Raw genomic sequence first — 15,792 nt, forward strand, 5'->3', positions numbered from 1 at the left:
ACCCAAAATATGTCTCGACGGGCTTCCCGTTTCAAAAATCGCGAGCCGTATGCGCGGGATCACCGGCGGCGGGCTCATTGATCAGCGCTTCCCTAGACTCCGCTTCCGCGGCATTCGATAAGCAAAATGAAAACATCGAACGGGGACCTGCATCGGAGGTGGGTATGCGGCATATCCGTCTGGGTGACCTGAAGGTCGTCCCGTCCCACGTTGTCAGTCGCGTTGGCGTGTCATTCCGGCGTCCACTTATCGTTGATCTGGTTGCGTTAGCCTTCGGTATGTCCTGCTCCGTTTCATGGGCCGCGCCGCCTCTGCCGCAGAACGGTCAGTTCGTCGGCGGCGAAGGGAGCATCACGCGTAGCGGCCCGAATCTGAACATCAGCCAGTCCAGCAATCGCGGCATCATCGACTGGACCAGTTTTTCGATCGGCGCGGGGCGCACGGTGTCGATCAGCAACGGTTCCGGCGCGACGCTGAACCGCGTCACCGGCAATGCGATGTCGCAGATCGCCGGCACCCTTAGCGCCACCGGCAGCGCGTATCTGATCAACCCGAACGGCGTGCTCGTCGGTCCGGGCGGCGTGATTGCCACGGGCGGCCGCTTCGTCGCGTCGACGCTCGATACGGACAACACCCGCTTCATGCAGGGCAGCGACCTGATCGGTCTGAGCGGTACATCGAAGGCTGTCGTAGTCAACCTCGGCAAGATCAGCTCAGCCGGCGGCGACGTGTTCCTCGTCGCGAACAGGGCGGTCGGCAATCTCGGCACCATCGACGCGCTCAACGGTACTGCCGAACTGGTGACCGGCAGCCAGATTCTGCTTACCGACAATTGGGGCGGCGCGCAGGTCGCGGTGCAGGCGGGCAGCGGCGGCCAGGTGCTCAACGCGGGCACGATCGAGGCCGCGCAGATCAGCCTGCAGGCGGCCGATGGCAACGTCTACGCGCTCGCAGGCAATCACAGCGTGCTGCGCGCCACCGGCACCGCGAAGCGCGACGGCCATGTGTGGCTCGTCGCGACAGGCGGCAGCATCGACGCGCGCGGCGCGACGATCGCCGCGCACAACGCGGATGGCAGCGGCGGCGCCGTCGACATGAACGCGGACAGCATCCGCGTCGACAACGTACAGGTGAGCGCGGCGCAGTGGAATCTCACCGCGCCCGTTTTCACGATCGATACGCCGACCGCCAATGCATTCGCCGCGAACCTCTCGAACGGCACATCGATCGCGGTGAACACCACCGGCGCCAACGGCGCGAGCGGCGACATCGGCGTGCAATCCAGCGTTCGGTGGAATGGTGCGTCTTCGCTCGCGCTCAACGCGTATCGCTCGATCTCGATCGCACCGGGCACGACCATCGCGAACACCGGTGCGGGGAACCTCACGCTGCGCGCGGACGCGACCGGCATCGACAACGCGGGCAGCGTCGGCAACGGCGGCACCATCGACTGGTCGCGCAGCACCGGCATTGTGTCGACGATGTACGACATGAACGGCACGTATGCCGTGGGCACGATCGACAGCAACACGGCGTGGAGCACCGCGCCGTTCAGCGGGCTCGTCACGCAGGTGACCGCGTACCAGCTGGTCAATTCGATCGCGGACCTGAACGCGATCAACCACAATCTTTCGGGCAACTATGCGCTCGGCAGAAGCATCAATCTCAGCGGGCCGCCGAATGCGTTCACGCCGATCGGCGGCGCAAGCGGCACGGCGTTCACCGGTCAGTTCGACGGCATGGGCAACGTGCTCAGCGGGCTCTCCGTGTTCAATACCGTCACCGATTCGACGACGGCAAACACCGGTCTCTTCGCGACCATCGGTGCACAGGGCGTTGTGCGCAACTTCGATATTACGGATGGTTTTGCATCGTCATCGCTGAGTCCGGTCGGTCTGCTCGCCGGCGAGAACGACGGCACGGTCGCGAAGGTCGGGACCACCGGCACGGTGGAAATGGACGCGGAGGACGGCACGTCGCTCGGCGGCCTCGTCGGCGTGAACCGCGGCACGATCGAACGCTCGTGGAGCGGTGCGAACCTGTTCAGCCAGGGCGAGATGGGCGGCCTTGTCGGCGAGAACGACGGCACCATCGTGCAGTCCTACGCGCTCGGCAACGCGACGGGCGGCTCGCATAGCGAGGTCGGCGGTCTCGTGGGCAACAACACAGGCACGATCGACCAGTCGTATTCGACGGGCACGGTATCAGGCGAAATGCTGCGCGGTGGTCTCGTCGGGCTCAACTCCGGGCTGATCGAGCAGTCGTATACCGCATCGCCGGTTGGACCTGCCGGGCCTACGCCGATTCCGCCGGGCGGCATTGCCGGCGAGAACGAAGGCACCATCGCCACGGACGTGTACTGGAACACGACGACCTCGGGCGCGCCCGCTTCAGTGGGCACCGGCACGCCCGCATCGCCCGCGAGCGGGCTGACGAGCGCGCAGATGGCCGAGACGCAAAGCTACAGCGCGACATGGGACTTCGGTCCGTCTGGTGCGTGGGCGCTGCCTGCGGGCTACAGCTATCCGGTGCTGCGCTGGCAGCTTGAACCTTGAGAAGAAGTTGACGGTACGCGCGCGGGAGTTCGTGTTCAGGCGGGAAACACGCCCGTCGACAGATACCGGTCGCCACGGTCGCACACCACGAACACGATGGTCGCGTTGTCGAGTTCCTGCGCGAGCCGCAGCGCGACCGAGCACGCGCCGCCCGACGAGATGCCGCAGAAAATGCCTTCCACCGCTGCGAGCCGGCGCGCCGTGGCTTCCGCATTAGCCTGGCTCACCGGCTCGATACGATCGATTCGCGACGCTTCGTAGAACGCCGGCAGATACGCTTCCGGCCATTTGCGGATGCCCGGAATGCGCGAGCCCGGTTCGGGCTGTGCACCGACGATCTGCACACGGTCGTTCTGTTCCTTCAGAAAGCGGCTGACGCCCATGATCGTGCCCGTCGTGCCCATCGCCGAGACGAAATGCGTGATGCGCCCTTCGGTCTGGCGCCAGATCTCGGGGCCGGTGCCTTCGTAGTGCGCGCGTGGATTGTCGGGGTTCGCGAACTGGTCGAGGATCACGCCGCTGCCTTCGCGCTGCATCCTGGCGGCTGCGTCGCGCGCGCATTCCATGCCGCCGTGCGCCGGCGTGAGGACGATCTCGGCGCCGTACACCGCCATCGTCTGGCGCCGTTCGACGGAGACGTCTTCCGGCATCACGAGCACCATCCTGTAGCCGCGCATCGCGGCCACCATCGCGAGCGCGATGCCGGTGTTGCCGCTCGTCGCTTCGATCAGCGTATCGCCGCTGCGGATCGCTCCGCGCCGTTCGGCGCCGACGATCATCGAAAGCGCCGCGCGATCCTTGACCGAACCGGCCGGGTTGTTGCCTTCGAGCTTGGCCAGCACGACGTTGTTGCGCGCGCGGGCGGTGGCCTCCGGCAGTCGGAGCAGTTCGACGAGCGGAGTGTTGCCGATGACGGTATCGATGCGCTGGTTTTCCATGGCGACGCGAGCTGCGCTGGCGTGGTGAGGGATTAACGGGAGTGGGATCCGTACTGCCTGGCGTTCAGTCAGCAAGTCAGGCAGGTGCAGGTGCTGCGTCGGCTTTCGTGCTGGTCGTCACGAGGACGCTGCACGAGACCTTGTCCAGCAGACGGCCGTCGTTCCTGCCGGCCCACCATCGCGCAAGCGGACTGCTGTGCCGATGCCCGACTACGAGCAGGTCCACGTCGAGTTCTTTCGCAAAAGCGGGGATGCGCTCCATCGGATCGCCCACGGCGAAGTGGCCCGTCGCGTGAATGCCGCGCGCCTCGAGCTTTGCGAGACCTTCCTTCAGCAGCGCCTGCGCGGCTTCCATCGCGGTGTCGAACGGTTCGGCGGCCGTGACGTCGGTACCGTGCAGCCACGCGGCGTCGTTCAGGATGGAGAGCACGTGCGTTTCCGAGCCGATCAGCTCGACGAGCGCAGCGGCCTCGCGCAGCGCTTTCTGGCCTTCGCGGGTCGCGTCGTAGCAGAGCAGCACGCGATGAAATGACATCATGATTTCGCCTTCCCTGCGATCGACACTATACGTTAATAATATCACAACATGATATTAATTGAAGGGCTGAGGATCCCCACCCAATTGGGACTTATGCTGAGGTCTCCGGGCTTTATCGGGACGCGGGCGGATCGCGTGTGAGCGGTGCCCGCGGGTTCCTCGACAGCGACACGCGCCAGAACGTTTCGCGTTCGCGCTCCTCGTTGAAGACCGTCAGCGACGGCTTCACGAGATCGTGCCGCGACACGATGCCGACCAGCCGGTAGCTCTCCAGATCCGTGACGACGGGCACGCGGTCCAGCGCGAGCGCGGCGAGGCGTGCCGCCACCTGGCGGCAGGTTTCCCCGGGCGTTGCCACTTCCGGTCGCGTATCGCCGCACAGTGTGCTGATCGGCAGATTCGCGAGTCCCGTTTCGACCGCGGCGACGAGCATCTGGCGATCGACGATGCCGGTGAGCACGCCGTCGCGCACCACCGGGTACGCGCGGTGCGTCTGCTGCGGGCCGAAGTGCTGCGCGAGCGCGTCGCTGACCGAAAGCCCGGCGTCGACGGTCTTTACCGTGCGCGTCATCACTTCGTCCACGTAATGGCGTTCGAGCGGGTCGATTCCATACTCGCGGTAGATGTGAAAACCGCGCCGCGCGATCTTTTCCGTCAGGATCGAACGGCGCATGAACAGCACCGTGAAGCCGTATGAAACGGACGCCGCGGTCAGGAGCGGCAGCAGCGCGTTCGCGTCGCCGGTAAGTTCGAACGCGAACACGGTCGCCATGATCGGCGCGCGCATCATGCCGCCGAGCGCGGCCGACATGAAGATCAGCGGCCAGATCGCGGGATCGCCGCCGGGCATCACCGGGCCGAGCAGCGCACCGACGCCGGCGCCCATCATCAGCAGCGGCGCGAGCACGCCGCCGGACGTGCCTGACGCGAGCGCGATCACCCAGATCACGGCCTTCACCAGCACGATCGCGAGCACCGCCGTCGCGACGATGTGGTTCGCGAGCAGATCGCCGATCACGTCGTAGCCGACGCCGAGCGTGCGCGGCTCGAAATAGCCGCCGATGCCGACCGCGAGGCCGCCGAGCGCGGGCCACCACATCCAGTGGAACGGCAGGCGGCCGAACGCGTCCTCGGTTGCGTAGAGCAGGGTCGACAATCCCCACGACAGTCCGCCCGCGATCAGACCGGCCAGCGCACACGATGCAAGTCCGAGCGGATCGAGCGGCACCGTGTGCAGCGGGAACAGCGCGCCGCTGCCGAGCAGCAGCGGCCGCGTGAAGCCGGCAACCGCGCACGCGATAGCCGACGGCAGGAGGCTGCGCGGCCGCAGTTCGAACAGCAGCAATTCCACCGCGAGCAGCAGCGCGGCCACCGGCGTGCCGAACACCGCGGTCATCCCTGCGACCGAACCCGCGACGAGCAGCGCCTTGCGCTCGCTGCTCGTCAGATGGAAGCCTTGCGCGATCAGCGAACCGAGCGCGCCGCCCGTCATGATGATCGGCCCTTCCGCGCCGAACGGGCCGCCGCTCCCGATCGCGATCGCCGATGCGAGCGGCTTCAGCACCGCTACTTTCGGCGACATCCGGCTCTTGCCGAACAGGATCGCTTCGATCGCTTCCGGAATGCCGTGGCCGCGGATCTGCTCCGAGCCGTACCGAGCGATCAATCCGACGATCAGCCCGCCCGCCACAGGCGCGACGATGACCCATAACCCCAGCGTGTTGCCGGACGGCGAGTGGTTTTCGGAGGAGAACATCTGGAAGAAAAACAGGTTGGTGAAAAAGCGGATCAGGTGCAGTAGGAAGTCTGCCGCGACAGTGCTGAGAATCCCGCTCGCCGCGGCGATCGCGGTGATGCGCAACAGCCGCGGGTCCGCCGCGAAGTCGCCTCTCGATGAGTTGCCGGTCACGTTGCGTCCTCTCGTCAGGTAGGGGAAAGCGCCACTGGCAAGCGGTTCCGCCGGATCACGAAAACCACGGAACCAAAGCCTTCGCTACACACTATAGATCACAATGTGATACATTTGCACGCAAGAGGTTCAACGGTCGATGCTGAGGATCGTCGAAAGTCATGCTTGCTCCATTCGGCCGCATCCTGCTGTGCTACGACGCGTCACCGGAAGGCATGCGGGCGCTGAGGTGCGGCGCGATGCTGGCACGCCAGCTGGATGCGGAAACGCACCTGCTGTCGGTGCTCGATCTGTCGTACTGGTCGGTCGGGTTCGGTGTGATGTCGTCGCTGGGTTTCGATCTCGACGAAGCGGCGGCAAAGAAGGCGCTCGACGATGGCATCGAGCGTCTGCGCTTCTGGGGCGTTGCCGCGACCGGGCATTGCGCGGTGGGCAGCGCCGTCGACCAGATCGCGACGTATGCCAGGTCGCTGCGGGCGGACCTGATCGTGATCGGCCATCATCCGCACAGCGTGTTCTCGCGCTGGTGGAACGGATCGAATCACGCGTTGCTGCTCGACCGCGTTTCATGCGGCGTGCTGTTCGAAGTCCTTAGCTGATCCGATGCGAAAGAACCCCATGTATATCTGCCCGTGTCGGGCCGACAGGTGTGCAGCGCAGAGTTGCCAATGAAAGAACGATCATCGAACGATTCGATACGCGAGCCGAACAAGGCCGAATTCGAGCAGCTCTCTGAGTTTCGCTATCAGATGCGCTGCTTCGAGCGCTTTTCCGAGCAGGCCGCGCAGGACGAGGGCATCACGCCGCTGCAATACCTGCTGCTGCTGCACATCAAGGGCTATCCCGGGCGCGAATGGGCGACCGTGGGTGAACTCGCGGAACGGCTGCAGGCACAGCATCACGGCGTCGTGGCGCTGGTCACGCGCTGCGAGGCGCTCGGCCTCGTGCGCCGCAAAGCGAGCGAAAGCGATCGCCGCCAGGTGGAAGTGCATCTGCAGAAGCTGGGCGAGCGGATGCTCGCGAAGCTCGCGGAATTGCACCGCGCCGAACTGCAATCGCTGGCGGGCGAATTCGAGATCCCGCGTCTGGACCTTCACTGATCAGCCGCGAGGCAATCCAGCGTTCGTCGTTCGACCGCATCCACCCATATATATCACGATATGATATAAATAGAGGTGAGAATGCTATGGCATGATGCTTTCCACGATGCCGGGCAGGAACCAGACTTGCGAGGAACGATCATGATGGTCACTTTTCATTCTCCCGCCACACCGGACGTGGTGATGCTGCGCGATCTCGCGCAATATCTGCTTGGGCTCGTCGGCAAACGGCTCGACGCGCGCGGCGTGATCACTCACGAAGATCTGCCGCACGCGATCGCGCGCCTCGAAACGGCGATCCGGGAAGACGAACACGCGGAGGTCGCGCTGGACGCGCTGCAGTTCGGGCGCGAATCGCAGCGCGGTAACAGCGGCAGCGGTTTGTCGCAGCGCGCGTGGCCGCTGCTCGACATGATGCGCGAAGCGAGCCGGCAGCAATCGGACATCATCTGGGGTGTTTGACTGGCGCTGTACCGGCTGGGGTTGAGCCGCCTGTTCAGGCGCTCAACGCGATGCAGGGTCGCGCGCCGCGGCGGTCCAGTCCAGCTGTCGCGCAAGGCGCCGCCGCGCGAGGCGAGGGCGCCATGCGGCTGGTGTGCCGGTCGCATGGTTGCCGGCTGCATGTCGCGATGGTCCACGGCCGGGCCAACCGGCCGGCGGGCAGGGAGAAGGGTCTTCTTCGGAACCGATGTACGCGTGACGGCCGTTGCGCTCGCTGCAGGTGGTCACCTCGGCGGGCAGCCACAACGCGAACGCACAGGTCGCGGCAATGCCCAGCACGAAGGTGGCAGCGATCGCTACGTAGACCCACGGCATGCACGTTCTCCCGAATCAGCGTCAACAGCATTCGACATACAATTCGACGGAATTGCCCGTTCGACGCTGTGCGATTGCATCGATCGCAACGCACACGTCGTACCAGCGATTATGTCGACGCCGGTTGACGCCGTCCAAGACACGATTCGAATCGACCCGATAAGCCACGCTTATGGAGTGCGCCGCGATGCTTCGTCAGATCCGCTACCTGCTTGCCGTTGCCGAGCATCGCAATTTCACGCGCGCCGCCGACGCGATGCGCGTGTCGCAGCCGGCGCTGTCGCAACAGATCCGGCAGCTGGAAAGCGAACTCGGCGGACCGGTTTTCGATCGCAGCGGCCGCGCGGTGACGCTCACCGATTTCGGCCGCATCTACCTCGAACACGCGCGCCGCGCGCTGCGCGATCTCGAAGCGGGCGAGCGCGCGCTGCACGACGTGCGCGATCTTTCGGCGGGCCGTTTGCGGCTCGCGTATACGCCGACTTTCACCGAATACCTGATCGGGCCGTTGATCGCGCAGTTTCACGAGACCTATCCGCGCATCCAGGTGGAGCTGACGGAAGCGTCGCTGGAAGACATCGAGGCGCAGCTCGCAGCAGACGAGATCGATCTTGCGATCGGCTTCGCCGACGTGCGTTCGGACGAGATCGAAACCACGCCGATATTCTCCGAGCGTCTCACGCTGGTGCTGGGCGACTCGCATCCGCTCGCGGCGCGCACGAAACCGCTCGCCGCGGCCGAACTGGATACGCTGCCGCTCGCGTTGCTGACGCGCGGCTTCGTGTCCCGCTACTTCGCCGACAGCTATTTCCACGCGCATGGGCTCAAGCCGCCGATCGTGCTGCAGGGCAATTCGATCAGCGCGCTGCTGAAGATCGTGCGCGACGGTACGGTGGCGACGCTGCTGCCCGATGCGATGCGGCGCGAGCATCGCGAGCTCGGTTACGTCGATCTCGATCCGCCGTTTCCGGTGCGTACCGTTGCACTGCTGCGCAGGAAGAACGGTTATCGCACGGCGGCGTCGCTGGCACTCGCGGCGACCTTGCAGGCGATGCTGATGGACGGCGTGCTGACGGACCTGACCGCCGACAGACCGATACCCGCATCGGCGTGATGCGCCGCGCCCGGCCCGCTATTTTCCAGCGCCGGTAGAGGGCACGCAGGTCAGCACCAGCGTGCCGCCATCATCGGTTGCCGCGCGAACCACCGCGTGATGACGTTCGCCCGGGCCGCACGACCATTCCGCGACGAGGTCCGCTTCGCACGCGTTGCGCGCTCTGAAGTCCACTGGCGATGCAACCGGATATCGGCAGGTGGCGAGGGCGTTGCATCGGTCCGCCAGATCCTGTGTCACGTTGCCCGCACGCGCACCGCAATTCGCGCCGTACGTGCCCGATTCGATCCGTATCGGTTGAGCGGCGGGTGCCGTTGCCGCGCTCAGCAACAGCCAAAACGCAGCCGTCAGCCAGCGCGATGCGCAGATCGTCCGACGCATGATGACCTCCATCGACGGAGTCATGGCGATCATTCAAGTCTAGTCTCGCGGCGACGACCCATCGCTATCGGAGTAACCCTCATGCGGCGCTGCAAATGCCGCGGCTTGGCGAGCCCGTCATAACCGCCACGACTGCCGGATGCGTTCGCGAATGTCATGCAGACGCGCGACGGATTCGTTGGCGAACACGAAGCGCAGATAGCGATCCGCCTGCGGCCCCCAGTTCGTCATCGGCGTGGCGGCGACCTTGCCGTGTTCGAGCAGCAGCTTCGACGCCTCCGCGGGTTCGAGGCCAATGCTGCCCGTATCGATGAGCATCGACCAGCCGCCATGCGGGCGAATCACCGGCAGGTCGGCTAGCGCGTCCAGCAGGAAATCGCGACGGCGCTCCCATTCCGCTACCGCCGCTGCGATGCCGTCGTCGCGCGCCGTCAGCGCGGCCGTGGCGCCCGGCATCGCGATGCCGACCTGACACACCACGTTCGACAGGCTCACGAGCCGCACGTCGTGCATGATCGATTGAGGCCCGACGATCCAGCCGACGCGCCAGCCGATCATCCGGTACTCCTTCGACACCGCACCGACCGTAACGGTGCGTTCGCGCATGCCCGGCAGACCGGCTGGGTGAATGACCTCGCGTCCATCGAACAGGATGCGTTCCATCGCCGCGTCATACACGAGCCAGAGGCCGTGGCGCTCGCAATGCGCGGCGATCGCACGCCACTCGCCATGCGACGCGACGAAGCCGCCGGGCATCGAAGGCGACATGATCAGGAGTGCTTTGATGCGCGGTCCGATCGCGGCAGCGAGACTGTCGAGGTCGAGCCGCCAGCCGTCGGCGCCCGGCTCGAGCCGCGCGAACTTCGGCACGCCGCCCGCGAGGTGCACGCGATTGATGAGCCCGGCGTAGGTGGGATCGGTCAGCACGACCTCGTCGCCGGGTTCGAGTATCGACAGCAGCACGTTGAAAATGCCCGCGAGCCCGCCTGCGGACACGATGCATTCGCTCGCGGCATCGTACGCGACGCCCGCGGCGCGGCCGACCCGATCGGCCGCCGCCTCGCGCAGCGCGACCTGGCCGGTGAAGGGCAGGTAGCTGTTCGCCGCGTCGTCGTCGACCGCGGCGTGCGTGTCCGCCAGCGCCTCCGGCGGCGGCCTCAGGTCCGTATCGAGATTCTCGAGCCGTAGAATGGCTGCGTCATGCAGCGAATCGGCGGCGTCGCCCATCCGATCGACGCCGATACCGGGGATATTTCTCAATCTGGATACCGTCACATAAGCCTCCACGGTTGTTTTAATATATTAAAGTGAAAAAATCCGTAGAAGGCAAGCTGTCCTCGTTGTCGCTTGCAGAGCGACTGCGCGAGCGCATCGCGAACGGCATCTGGGTGCCGGGCACGCAGCTGCGGCAGGACCTGATCGCGAAGGAGTTCGGCACCAGCCATATCCCGGTGCGGGAGGCGTTCGTGCAGTTGCAGGCGAGCGGGTTCGTCACGATCGTGCCGAATCGCGGCGCGTTCGTTTCCGCGATGACGACGTTCGAGGCCGCGGAACTGACGGAAATGCGGGTCGCGCTCGAACTGCTCGCGCTCGACGCCGCGATCGACGCATTCGGCGCGGACGACGAAGCCGCGGCCCGCGCGATTCTCGAACGCGACGAGAACGCGCACGAAGTCGAGCACTGGTCGATCGACAACTGGGCGTTTCACCGCGCGATCTATCAGGCGTGCGGCAAGCGGCATCTGCTGGAGACGCTGGAGGCGATCTGGCGCAAGACCGACCGCTATCTGCGGCTCGTGTGGCAGCTCGAGCGCTATCAGCAGACTTCGCTCGGCGAGCATCGCGCAATTCTCGACGCGGTGCTCGCGCGCGACCGGCGCGCCGCGAAGCGCCTGACGAAGGCGCATATCGAAGCGGCGGGTGCCGTGATGCGGGATGCGCTGCGCGAAGCGCGGCGGGGGTGAGGCGGCGGCGGGGGGGCGTCGTACGTTATCCCGTCCTGCGTGAAAGTGTGATAAAACATTGGCTAAAAGATAGATTAGCAGAGAAAACTTCACAGACATCATGATCGACACGCAGAGAGCACGTACGCTGGAACTGCTCCGCATTCACCCGTTGATGCGGCTGAAGGAGTTCGCCGTTCATGGCATCGGACCGGAGACGCTCGCGCGTCTGGTCCGGGACGAGGTCGTCGTGCGTCCTGCGCGGGGCCTTTATCAGCTGGCCGATGCGCCGGTCGACGCCCGGCACGCGCTGGCCGAGGCGTCCGCGCTTGTACCGGCGGGCATTGTCAGCCTGATATCGGCGCTGCAATTCCACGGTCTGACGCTGCAGACGCCATCGGCCATCTGGCTAGCTATCGACCGCACCGCCTGGCGCCCGACAATCCAGTACCCGCCTGCCCGGTTCGTGCGCTTCTCCGGGTGGGCTCGCACGGCGGGTATCGAGCGGCATTGCATTGACGGTATCGACGTCGCGGTCACCGATCCGGCGCGAACGATCGTGGATTGCTTCCGTTATCGGGCGAAGGTGGGTATCGACGTTGCGATCGAGGGTCTGCGCGAAGGGCTGAGGCAGCGCAGCGTCACGATCGATCAGCTGTGGCGATATGGAAAGGAGGCGCGGGTCTGGGCGACGATGAAGCCCTATGTCGAGGTACTGATTGCGGATGGCACATGAATCACGAAGAAACATGGGCGCTTCGGTGCGCGCGCGCCTGCTCGAACGGTCCCGTACGGAACGCACCGACTCCCAGCTATTGCTGACGCGCTATGCGCTCGAACGACTGATGTACCGGCTCGGACGGTCGGGCTTCCACGACCGCTTTGTCCTGTAGCACTTGTGGAGACCTTCCCCCTTCCTCACTAGCTGGCGCAGTACGCGGAGTTCCGCCTACTGCTGCGGCGCCCCATTCCATGCCGGCAGCGTCGCACCGTGATACACGGACAGAATCTCCGCGGCGACGTTCGCCTGCTGGTAACTATCCACGAGCGCATGCACCCACGGCGCGTTCGCATCCTTCGCGTTTACCGCGATGAAGTTGCGATACGGGTTGCCCGTCACCTTTTCCTGCGCGATCCGTTCCTGAGGAATCCTGATGCCGGCCTTGATCGCCCAGTCGGTGTTCACGACCGCCGCGTCGAGGTCGTCGATCGCGCGGCCGACGATGCCCGCGTCGAGTTCCTTGATGTGGATGTTCTTCGGGTTCTTCGCGATGTCGCGCGCGGTGGGCAGCAGGCCGACGTCCGGACGCAGCGCGATCAGCCCCTGCGCCTGCAGCAGCAACAGCGAGCGTCCCTCGTTGCTCGGATCGTTCGGCACGCCGATGGTCGCGCCCTGCGGCAGGTCCGCGACGGATTTCACCTTGCGCGAGTAGAGCCCGATCGGCTGCACGTAGGTGAAGCCGACCGGCACGATCGTGTAGCCGCGCGCCTTGATCTGCGCCTCGAGATACGGCTTGTGCTGGAACGAGTTCGCATCGAGATCGTGCTCGGACAGCGCCTCGTTCGGCTGCGTGTAGTCGGAGAAGGTCGTCACCTTGACCGTGATGCCGTGCTTCGCGGCATTCGCGGACACGACGCGCCACACGTCCTCGTCCTCGCCCGACATGATGCCGACGCGCACGGTCTGATCGGCGGCAAGCGCGAGCGGCGCGCCTGCGATACCCCAGCCCACCACGATGGAGGCCAGCACGGCTCCCAGCAATGTTCTCTTGTTCATGCGATACGTCCGACAGGTTGAAGATGCGCTGATGCTAGTGAACGTTGCATCGTCCGACAAACGCTTTTCCGTTCGATCGATATGCCGGCGCGCGTCATATTCACAGCGCGCGCAGCGCTTCTTTTCCGTTTCGCAGGATGTCGTGCGAAGCGGCGCCGGGCTCTGCTGCAGCGTCGCACCGTCTTATTCGACGTGGTCATATGGTTAGCGGATTTGCATCGTTGCCGATGCGCGGCGCGTCGGTAAAAATGCGCCGGCTCATGCAGCGCTGAATTGTGTCTTTCTCAGGTTCAAGCCTGCGCAACCGTACCCGCCTGGAGACCCTCAATGAAAATTCGACAACATGTGCTCCAGCTGGCGCTGGCGACCCTGCTGATCGCAGCGCATGCCGCGCATGCGCAGACCACCGGCACACTGCAGAAGATCAAGGCAAGCGGCACGGTCGTGCTCGGCGTGCGTCCGGCCGTCGTGCCGTTCTCGTACTACGACGCGCAGCAGAAGCCGGTCGGCTACTCGCAGGACGTCGCGCTCGCGATCGTCGAAGGTATCCGCAAGAAGCTGAATCTGCCGAACCTCGCGGTGCGCACCGTCGCGATCACGCCGCAGAACCGTATTCCGCTGCTGCAGAACGGCACGATCGACATCGAATGCACGACCACGACGAACAACGCCGAGCGGCAGAAGCAGGCCGCGTTTTCCAGCACGATCTTCGTGATCGGCACGCGTCTCCTGACGAAGAAAGACTCGGGCATCAAGGACTTCGCCGATCTGAAAGGGCGCACGGTCGTCACCAACGCCGGCTCGACGTCCGAGCAGATCCTGCAGCGGCTGAACAACGAGCAGCATCTCGGCGCGACGATCACCACGCAGAAGGACGTGGCGGAATCGTTCCTCGCGCTGTCCACGGGCCGCGCCGACGCATTCATGCTCGACGACGCGATGCTCGCGGGCGAACGCGCGAAATCGCCGGATCCGGACGACTACGCGATCGTCGGCAAGCCGCAGTCGAAGGAAGCGTACGGATGCATGTTCCGCAAGGACGATCCGGACTTCAGGCAGGTCGTCGACGACGCCGTCGCGCGGCTGCAGACCTCCGGGCAGGCCGATGTGCTGTACAGAAAGTGGTTCGACAGCGCGATTCCGCCGAACGGGCTCAATCTGCATCTGCCGGAGAGCGACGATCTGAAAGCGCTATTCAAGTCTCCTGACGACAAGCCGCTCAGCTGAGCACGGCGCAAGCGTGACCGCTTGAAGTGGAGCAGGAATGAATTATCGCTGGGATTGGGCGGTCTTCGTGCAACCCGTCGCGACCGGAGAGCCGGTCACGTACCTTGGCTGGATCGTCGCCGGACTGGAGACGACCGTGGGCATCGCGCTCGCGGGCTGGATCATCGCGCTGACGGTGGGCACCTCGATGGGGATCGTGCGGACCTTGCCCGGCCGATGGCTGCACTGGACGTCGGCGGCTTACGTCGCGGTGTTTCGTAACATTCCGCTGATCGTGCAGTTCTTCCTGTGGTTCTGGGCGGTGCCTGAACTGCTGCCACGACAGCTCGGTATGGCGATCAAGCATCTGCCGCCGGCGGAATCCGGCGCGCTCGCATCCGTCATCTGCCTCGGTCTGTTCACGTCGGCGCGGGTGTGCGAGCAGGTGCGCGCGGGTCTGCAGGCACTGCCGGCAGGACAGCGGGCAGCGGCGCTGTCGCTTGGGCTCGGCGTGTTCCAGACCTACGGTTACGTGCTGCTGCCGGTGGCGGCGCGCAACCTCGTGCCGCCGCTCACGTCGGAGTTCGTGAACATCGTCAAGAACTCCGCGGTTGCGTCGACGATCGGCGTGCTCGAACTCACCGCGCAGGCGCAGCGGATGGTCGACTACACGTCGCAGGCGTACGAGTCGTTCATCGCGATCGTCGCGGGCTATGCGCTGCTGACCGGCATCATCATGTTCGTCGGGCGGCGTGTCGAGCAATCGGTCCGGCTGCCGCTGGCTGCAGGGAAGCGCTAATGCAGTATCGCTTCGACTGGTCCGCGATTCCAAAGGACCTGCCCGAACTGAGCCAGGGCTTGCACATCACGCTGGAAGTGACGGCGGTGGCGCTCGTTGCGGGCTTCGGCCTCGGCGTCCTGCTGACCTTGTGCCGGCTATCGCATTCGCGGCCGCTCGCCACGCTCGCTCGCGGCTATGTGACCGCGTTTCGTGCGGTGCCGCTGCTGGTCGTGCTGCTCGGCTTCTTTCTGGTGGTGCCGCAACTGCTGACGGCGTGGCTGCATATTCCCGCGAGCACCGATATCCGCCGAATCTCGGCATTGATCGCGTTCTCGCTGTTCGAGGCCGCCTACTACGCGGAGATCATTCGCGCGGGCATCAACAGCGTACCGGGCGGGCAGACCCAGGCCGCGCTCGCGCTCGGCATGACGCCGCTGCAGGGCATGCTGCTCGTCGTGCTGCCGCAGGCGTTGCGCGCGGTGGTGCCGCTGCTGCTGACGCAGGCCATCATCCTGTTTCAGGATACGTCGCTCGTCTACGTGATCGGGCTCGGCGATTTCTTCACGATCGCATCGAACGTCGGTGCGCGAGACGGCACCACTGTCGAGCTGATCCTGTTCGCCGGCGCGTGCTACTTCTGCGTAGGTACGGCGATGTCGGCGGTGGTGCGGCGGCTGCATCGGCGGCTGGGCGTCGCCGCGGACGGCATGGCGTTGTGAGCGTTCGAATGCCGG

The 15,792-nt window shown here is 65.2% G+C and carries 18 protein-coding genes; 11 read left to right on the forward strand and 7 right to left on the reverse strand.

The genetic code is table 11. The features are described from left to right. The first annotated feature begins 278 nt into the window (after window positions 1-278). Window positions 279-2,555, forward strand: a complete 2,277-nt coding sequence (locus DVS29_RS33360) for a two-partner secretion domain-containing protein (RefSeq protein WP_240655946.1) — start codon at window positions 279-281, stop codon at window positions 2,553-2,555. A gap of 35 nt (window positions 2,556-2,590) precedes the next feature. Here the strand turns inward: DVS29_RS33360 and cysM are convergent, their stop codons facing one another. The 3 genes from cysM to DVS29_RS33375 form a co-directional block, all read right to left on the reverse strand. After that, window positions 2,591-3,493: a cysteine synthase CysM gene (cysM, locus tag DVS29_RS33365; protein ID WP_118184993.1), complete on the reverse strand. Its 903-nt coding sequence runs from the start codon at window positions 3,491-3,493 to the stop codon at window positions 2,591-2,593. 76 nt (window positions 3,494-3,569) lie between these two features. Beyond that, window positions 3,570-4,031: a universal stress protein gene (locus DVS29_RS33370; RefSeq protein ID WP_118184995.1), complete on the reverse strand. Its 462-nt coding sequence runs from the start codon at window positions 4,029-4,031 to the stop codon at window positions 3,570-3,572. Between the two features lie 112 nt (window positions 4,032-4,143). Further along, complete coding sequence (locus DVS29_RS33375; protein ID WP_118184998.1) at window positions 4,144-5,940, reverse strand: chloride channel protein; 1,797 nt, start codon at window positions 5,938-5,940, stop codon at window positions 4,144-4,146. A 161-nt stretch (window positions 5,941-6,101) separates the two neighbouring features. On the opposite strand from DVS29_RS33375, the gene DVS29_RS33380 reads away from it, so the two are divergent. From DVS29_RS33380 to DVS29_RS33390, 3 genes are all read left to right on the forward strand, one after another. Then, window positions 6,102-6,539: a universal stress protein gene (locus tag DVS29_RS33380; protein ID WP_118185000.1), complete on the forward strand. Its 438-nt coding sequence runs from the start codon at window positions 6,102-6,104 to the stop codon at window positions 6,537-6,539. Between the two features lie 69 nt (window positions 6,540-6,608). Beyond that, window positions 6,609-7,040 carry a MarR family winged helix-turn-helix transcriptional regulator gene (locus tag DVS29_RS33385; protein ID WP_118185002.1) on the forward strand — a complete coding sequence of 144 codons (432 nt, stop codon included), beginning with the start codon at window positions 6,609-6,611 and terminating at the stop codon, window positions 7,038-7,040. Between the two features lie 141 nt (window positions 7,041-7,181). Beyond that, window positions 7,182-7,502: a DUF1840 domain-containing protein gene (locus tag DVS29_RS33390; protein WP_118185004.1), complete on the forward strand. Its 321-nt coding sequence runs from the start codon at window positions 7,182-7,184 to the stop codon at window positions 7,500-7,502. 42 nt (window positions 7,503-7,544) lie between these two features. Here DVS29_RS33390 and DVS29_RS37100 read toward each other — a convergent pair whose 3' ends face one another. Beyond that, window positions 7,545-7,856: a hypothetical protein gene (locus DVS29_RS37100; protein ID WP_124800749.1), complete on the reverse strand. Its 312-nt coding sequence runs from the start codon at window positions 7,854-7,856 to the stop codon at window positions 7,545-7,547. Between the two features lie 187 nt (window positions 7,857-8,043). Here DVS29_RS37100 and cynR point away from each other — a divergent pair, with 187 nt between their 5' ends. Then, entirely contained in the window at window positions 8,044-8,970 is a 927-nt protein-coding gene (gene cynR / locus DVS29_RS33395; RefSeq protein WP_240655947.1) for a transcriptional regulator CynR, read from the forward strand. An 18-nt stretch (window positions 8,971-8,988) separates the two neighbouring features. On the opposite strand, the gene DVS29_RS33400 is transcribed toward cynR, so the two are convergent. Both DVS29_RS33400 and DVS29_RS33405 read right to left on the reverse strand, forming a co-directional pair. Then, window positions 8,989-9,351 (reverse strand): hypothetical protein, encoded by a 363-nt coding sequence (locus DVS29_RS33400; protein WP_240655948.1) that lies wholly within the window; start codon window positions 9,349-9,351, stop codon window positions 8,989-8,991. 117 nt (window positions 9,352-9,468) lie between these two features. Next, window positions 9,469-10,626: a pyridoxal phosphate-dependent aminotransferase gene (locus DVS29_RS33405; RefSeq protein WP_118185008.1), complete on the reverse strand. Its 1,158-nt coding sequence runs from the start codon at window positions 10,624-10,626 to the stop codon at window positions 9,469-9,471. Window positions 10,627-10,658: 32 nt separating this feature from the next. On the opposite strand from DVS29_RS33405, the gene DVS29_RS33410 reads away from it, so the two are divergent. From DVS29_RS33410 to DVS29_RS33420, 3 genes are all read left to right on the forward strand, one after another. Next, the gene (locus DVS29_RS33410; protein WP_118185010.1) at window positions 10,659-11,315 is read left to right on the forward strand and encodes a GntR family transcriptional regulator; all 657 of its coding nucleotides are present in this window, start codon (window positions 10,659-10,661) and stop codon (window positions 11,313-11,315) included. 100 nt (window positions 11,316-11,415) lie between these two features. Beyond that, on the forward strand, window positions 11,416-12,030 hold the full coding sequence (locus DVS29_RS33415) for a type IV toxin-antitoxin system AbiEi family antitoxin domain-containing protein (RefSeq protein WP_118185012.1): 615 nt from the start codon (window positions 11,416-11,418) through the stop codon (window positions 12,028-12,030). A 13-nt stretch (window positions 12,031-12,043) separates the two neighbouring features. Further along, entirely contained in the window at window positions 12,044-12,187 is a 144-nt protein-coding gene (locus DVS29_RS33420; protein WP_205962571.1) for a hypothetical protein, read from the forward strand. Between the two features lie 56 nt (window positions 12,188-12,243). Here DVS29_RS33420 and DVS29_RS33425 read toward each other — a convergent pair whose 3' ends face one another. After that, complete coding sequence (locus tag DVS29_RS33425) at window positions 12,244-13,071, reverse strand: MetQ/NlpA family lipoprotein (protein WP_118185015.1); 828 nt, start codon at window positions 13,069-13,071, stop codon at window positions 12,244-12,246. A gap of 327 nt (window positions 13,072-13,398) precedes the next feature. Here DVS29_RS33425 and DVS29_RS33430 point away from each other — a divergent pair, with 327 nt between their 5' ends. Genes DVS29_RS33430 through DVS29_RS33440 form a run of 3 tightly spaced genes read left to right on the forward strand, consistent with a single transcriptional unit; the run spans window position 13,399 to window position 15,777 of the window. Continuing rightward, window positions 13,399-14,298: a glutamate/aspartate ABC transporter substrate-binding protein gene (locus DVS29_RS33430; RefSeq protein WP_118185017.1), complete on the forward strand. Its 900-nt coding sequence runs from the start codon at window positions 13,399-13,401 to the stop codon at window positions 14,296-14,298. 37 nt (window positions 14,299-14,335) lie between these two features. Further along, entirely contained in the window at window positions 14,336-15,076 is a 741-nt protein-coding gene (locus DVS29_RS33435; RefSeq protein WP_118185019.1) for an amino acid ABC transporter permease, read from the forward strand. Further along, entirely contained in the window at window positions 15,076-15,777 is a 702-nt protein-coding gene (locus tag DVS29_RS33440; protein WP_118185021.1) for an ABC transporter permease subunit, read from the forward strand. Before DVS29_RS33435 ends, DVS29_RS33440 begins: the two co-directional genes overlap by 1 nt. Window positions 15,778-15,792: the final 15 nt, after the last annotated feature.

It is taken from the genome of Paraburkholderia phosphatilytica (genome assembly GCF_003443895.1).
Taxonomy (GTDB): Bacteria; Pseudomonadota; Gammaproteobacteria; order Burkholderiales; family Burkholderiaceae; genus Paraburkholderia; species Paraburkholderia phosphatilytica.

Coding starts and splice junctions, on each gene's coding strand:
- DVS29_RS33360 (WP_240655946.1), top strand. CDS start 279: ATGTCCTGCTCCGTTTCATGGGCCGCGCCGCCTCTGCCGCAGAACGGT.
- cysM (WP_118184993.1), bottom strand. CDS start 3,493: ATGGAAAACCAGCGCATCGATACCGTCATCGGCAACACTCCGCTCGTC.
- DVS29_RS33370 (WP_118184995.1), bottom strand. CDS start 4,031: ATGATGTCATTTCATCGCGTGCTGCTCTGCTACGACGCGACCCGCGAA.
- DVS29_RS33380 (WP_118185000.1), top strand. CDS start 6,102: ATGCTTGCTCCATTCGGCCGCATCCTGCTGTGCTACGACGCGTCACCG.
- DVS29_RS33385 (WP_118185002.1), top strand. CDS start 6,609: ATGAAAGAACGATCATCGAACGATTCGATACGCGAGCCGAACAAGGCC.
- DVS29_RS33390 (WP_118185004.1), top strand. CDS start 7,182: ATGATGGTCACTTTTCATTCTCCCGCCACACCGGACGTGGTGATGCTG.
- DVS29_RS37100 (WP_124800749.1), bottom strand. CDS start 7,856: ATGCCGTGGGTCTACGTAGCGATCGCTGCCACCTTCGTGCTGGGCATT.
- cynR (WP_240655947.1), top strand. CDS start 8,044: ATGCTTCGTCAGATCCGCTACCTGCTTGCCGTTGCCGAGCATCGCAAT.
- DVS29_RS33400 (WP_240655948.1), bottom strand. CDS start 9,351: ATGCGTCGGACGATCTGCGCATCGCGCTGGCTGACGGCTGCGTTTTGG.
- DVS29_RS33415 (WP_118185012.1), top strand. CDS start 11,416: ATGATCGACACGCAGAGAGCACGTACGCTGGAACTGCTCCGCATTCAC.
- DVS29_RS33420 (WP_205962571.1), top strand. CDS start 12,044: ATGGGCGCTTCGGTGCGCGCGCGCCTGCTCGAACGGTCCCGTACGGAA.
- DVS29_RS33425 (WP_118185015.1), bottom strand. CDS start 13,071: ATGAACAAGAGAACATTGCTGGGAGCCGTGCTGGCCTCCATCGTGGTG.
- DVS29_RS33430 (WP_118185017.1), top strand. CDS start 13,399: ATGAAAATTCGACAACATGTGCTCCAGCTGGCGCTGGCGACCCTGCTG.
- DVS29_RS33435 (WP_118185019.1), top strand. CDS start 14,336: ATGAATTATCGCTGGGATTGGGCGGTCTTCGTGCAACCCGTCGCGACC.
- DVS29_RS33440 (WP_118185021.1), top strand. CDS start 15,076: ATGCAGTATCGCTTCGACTGGTCCGCGATTCCAAAGGACCTGCCCGAA.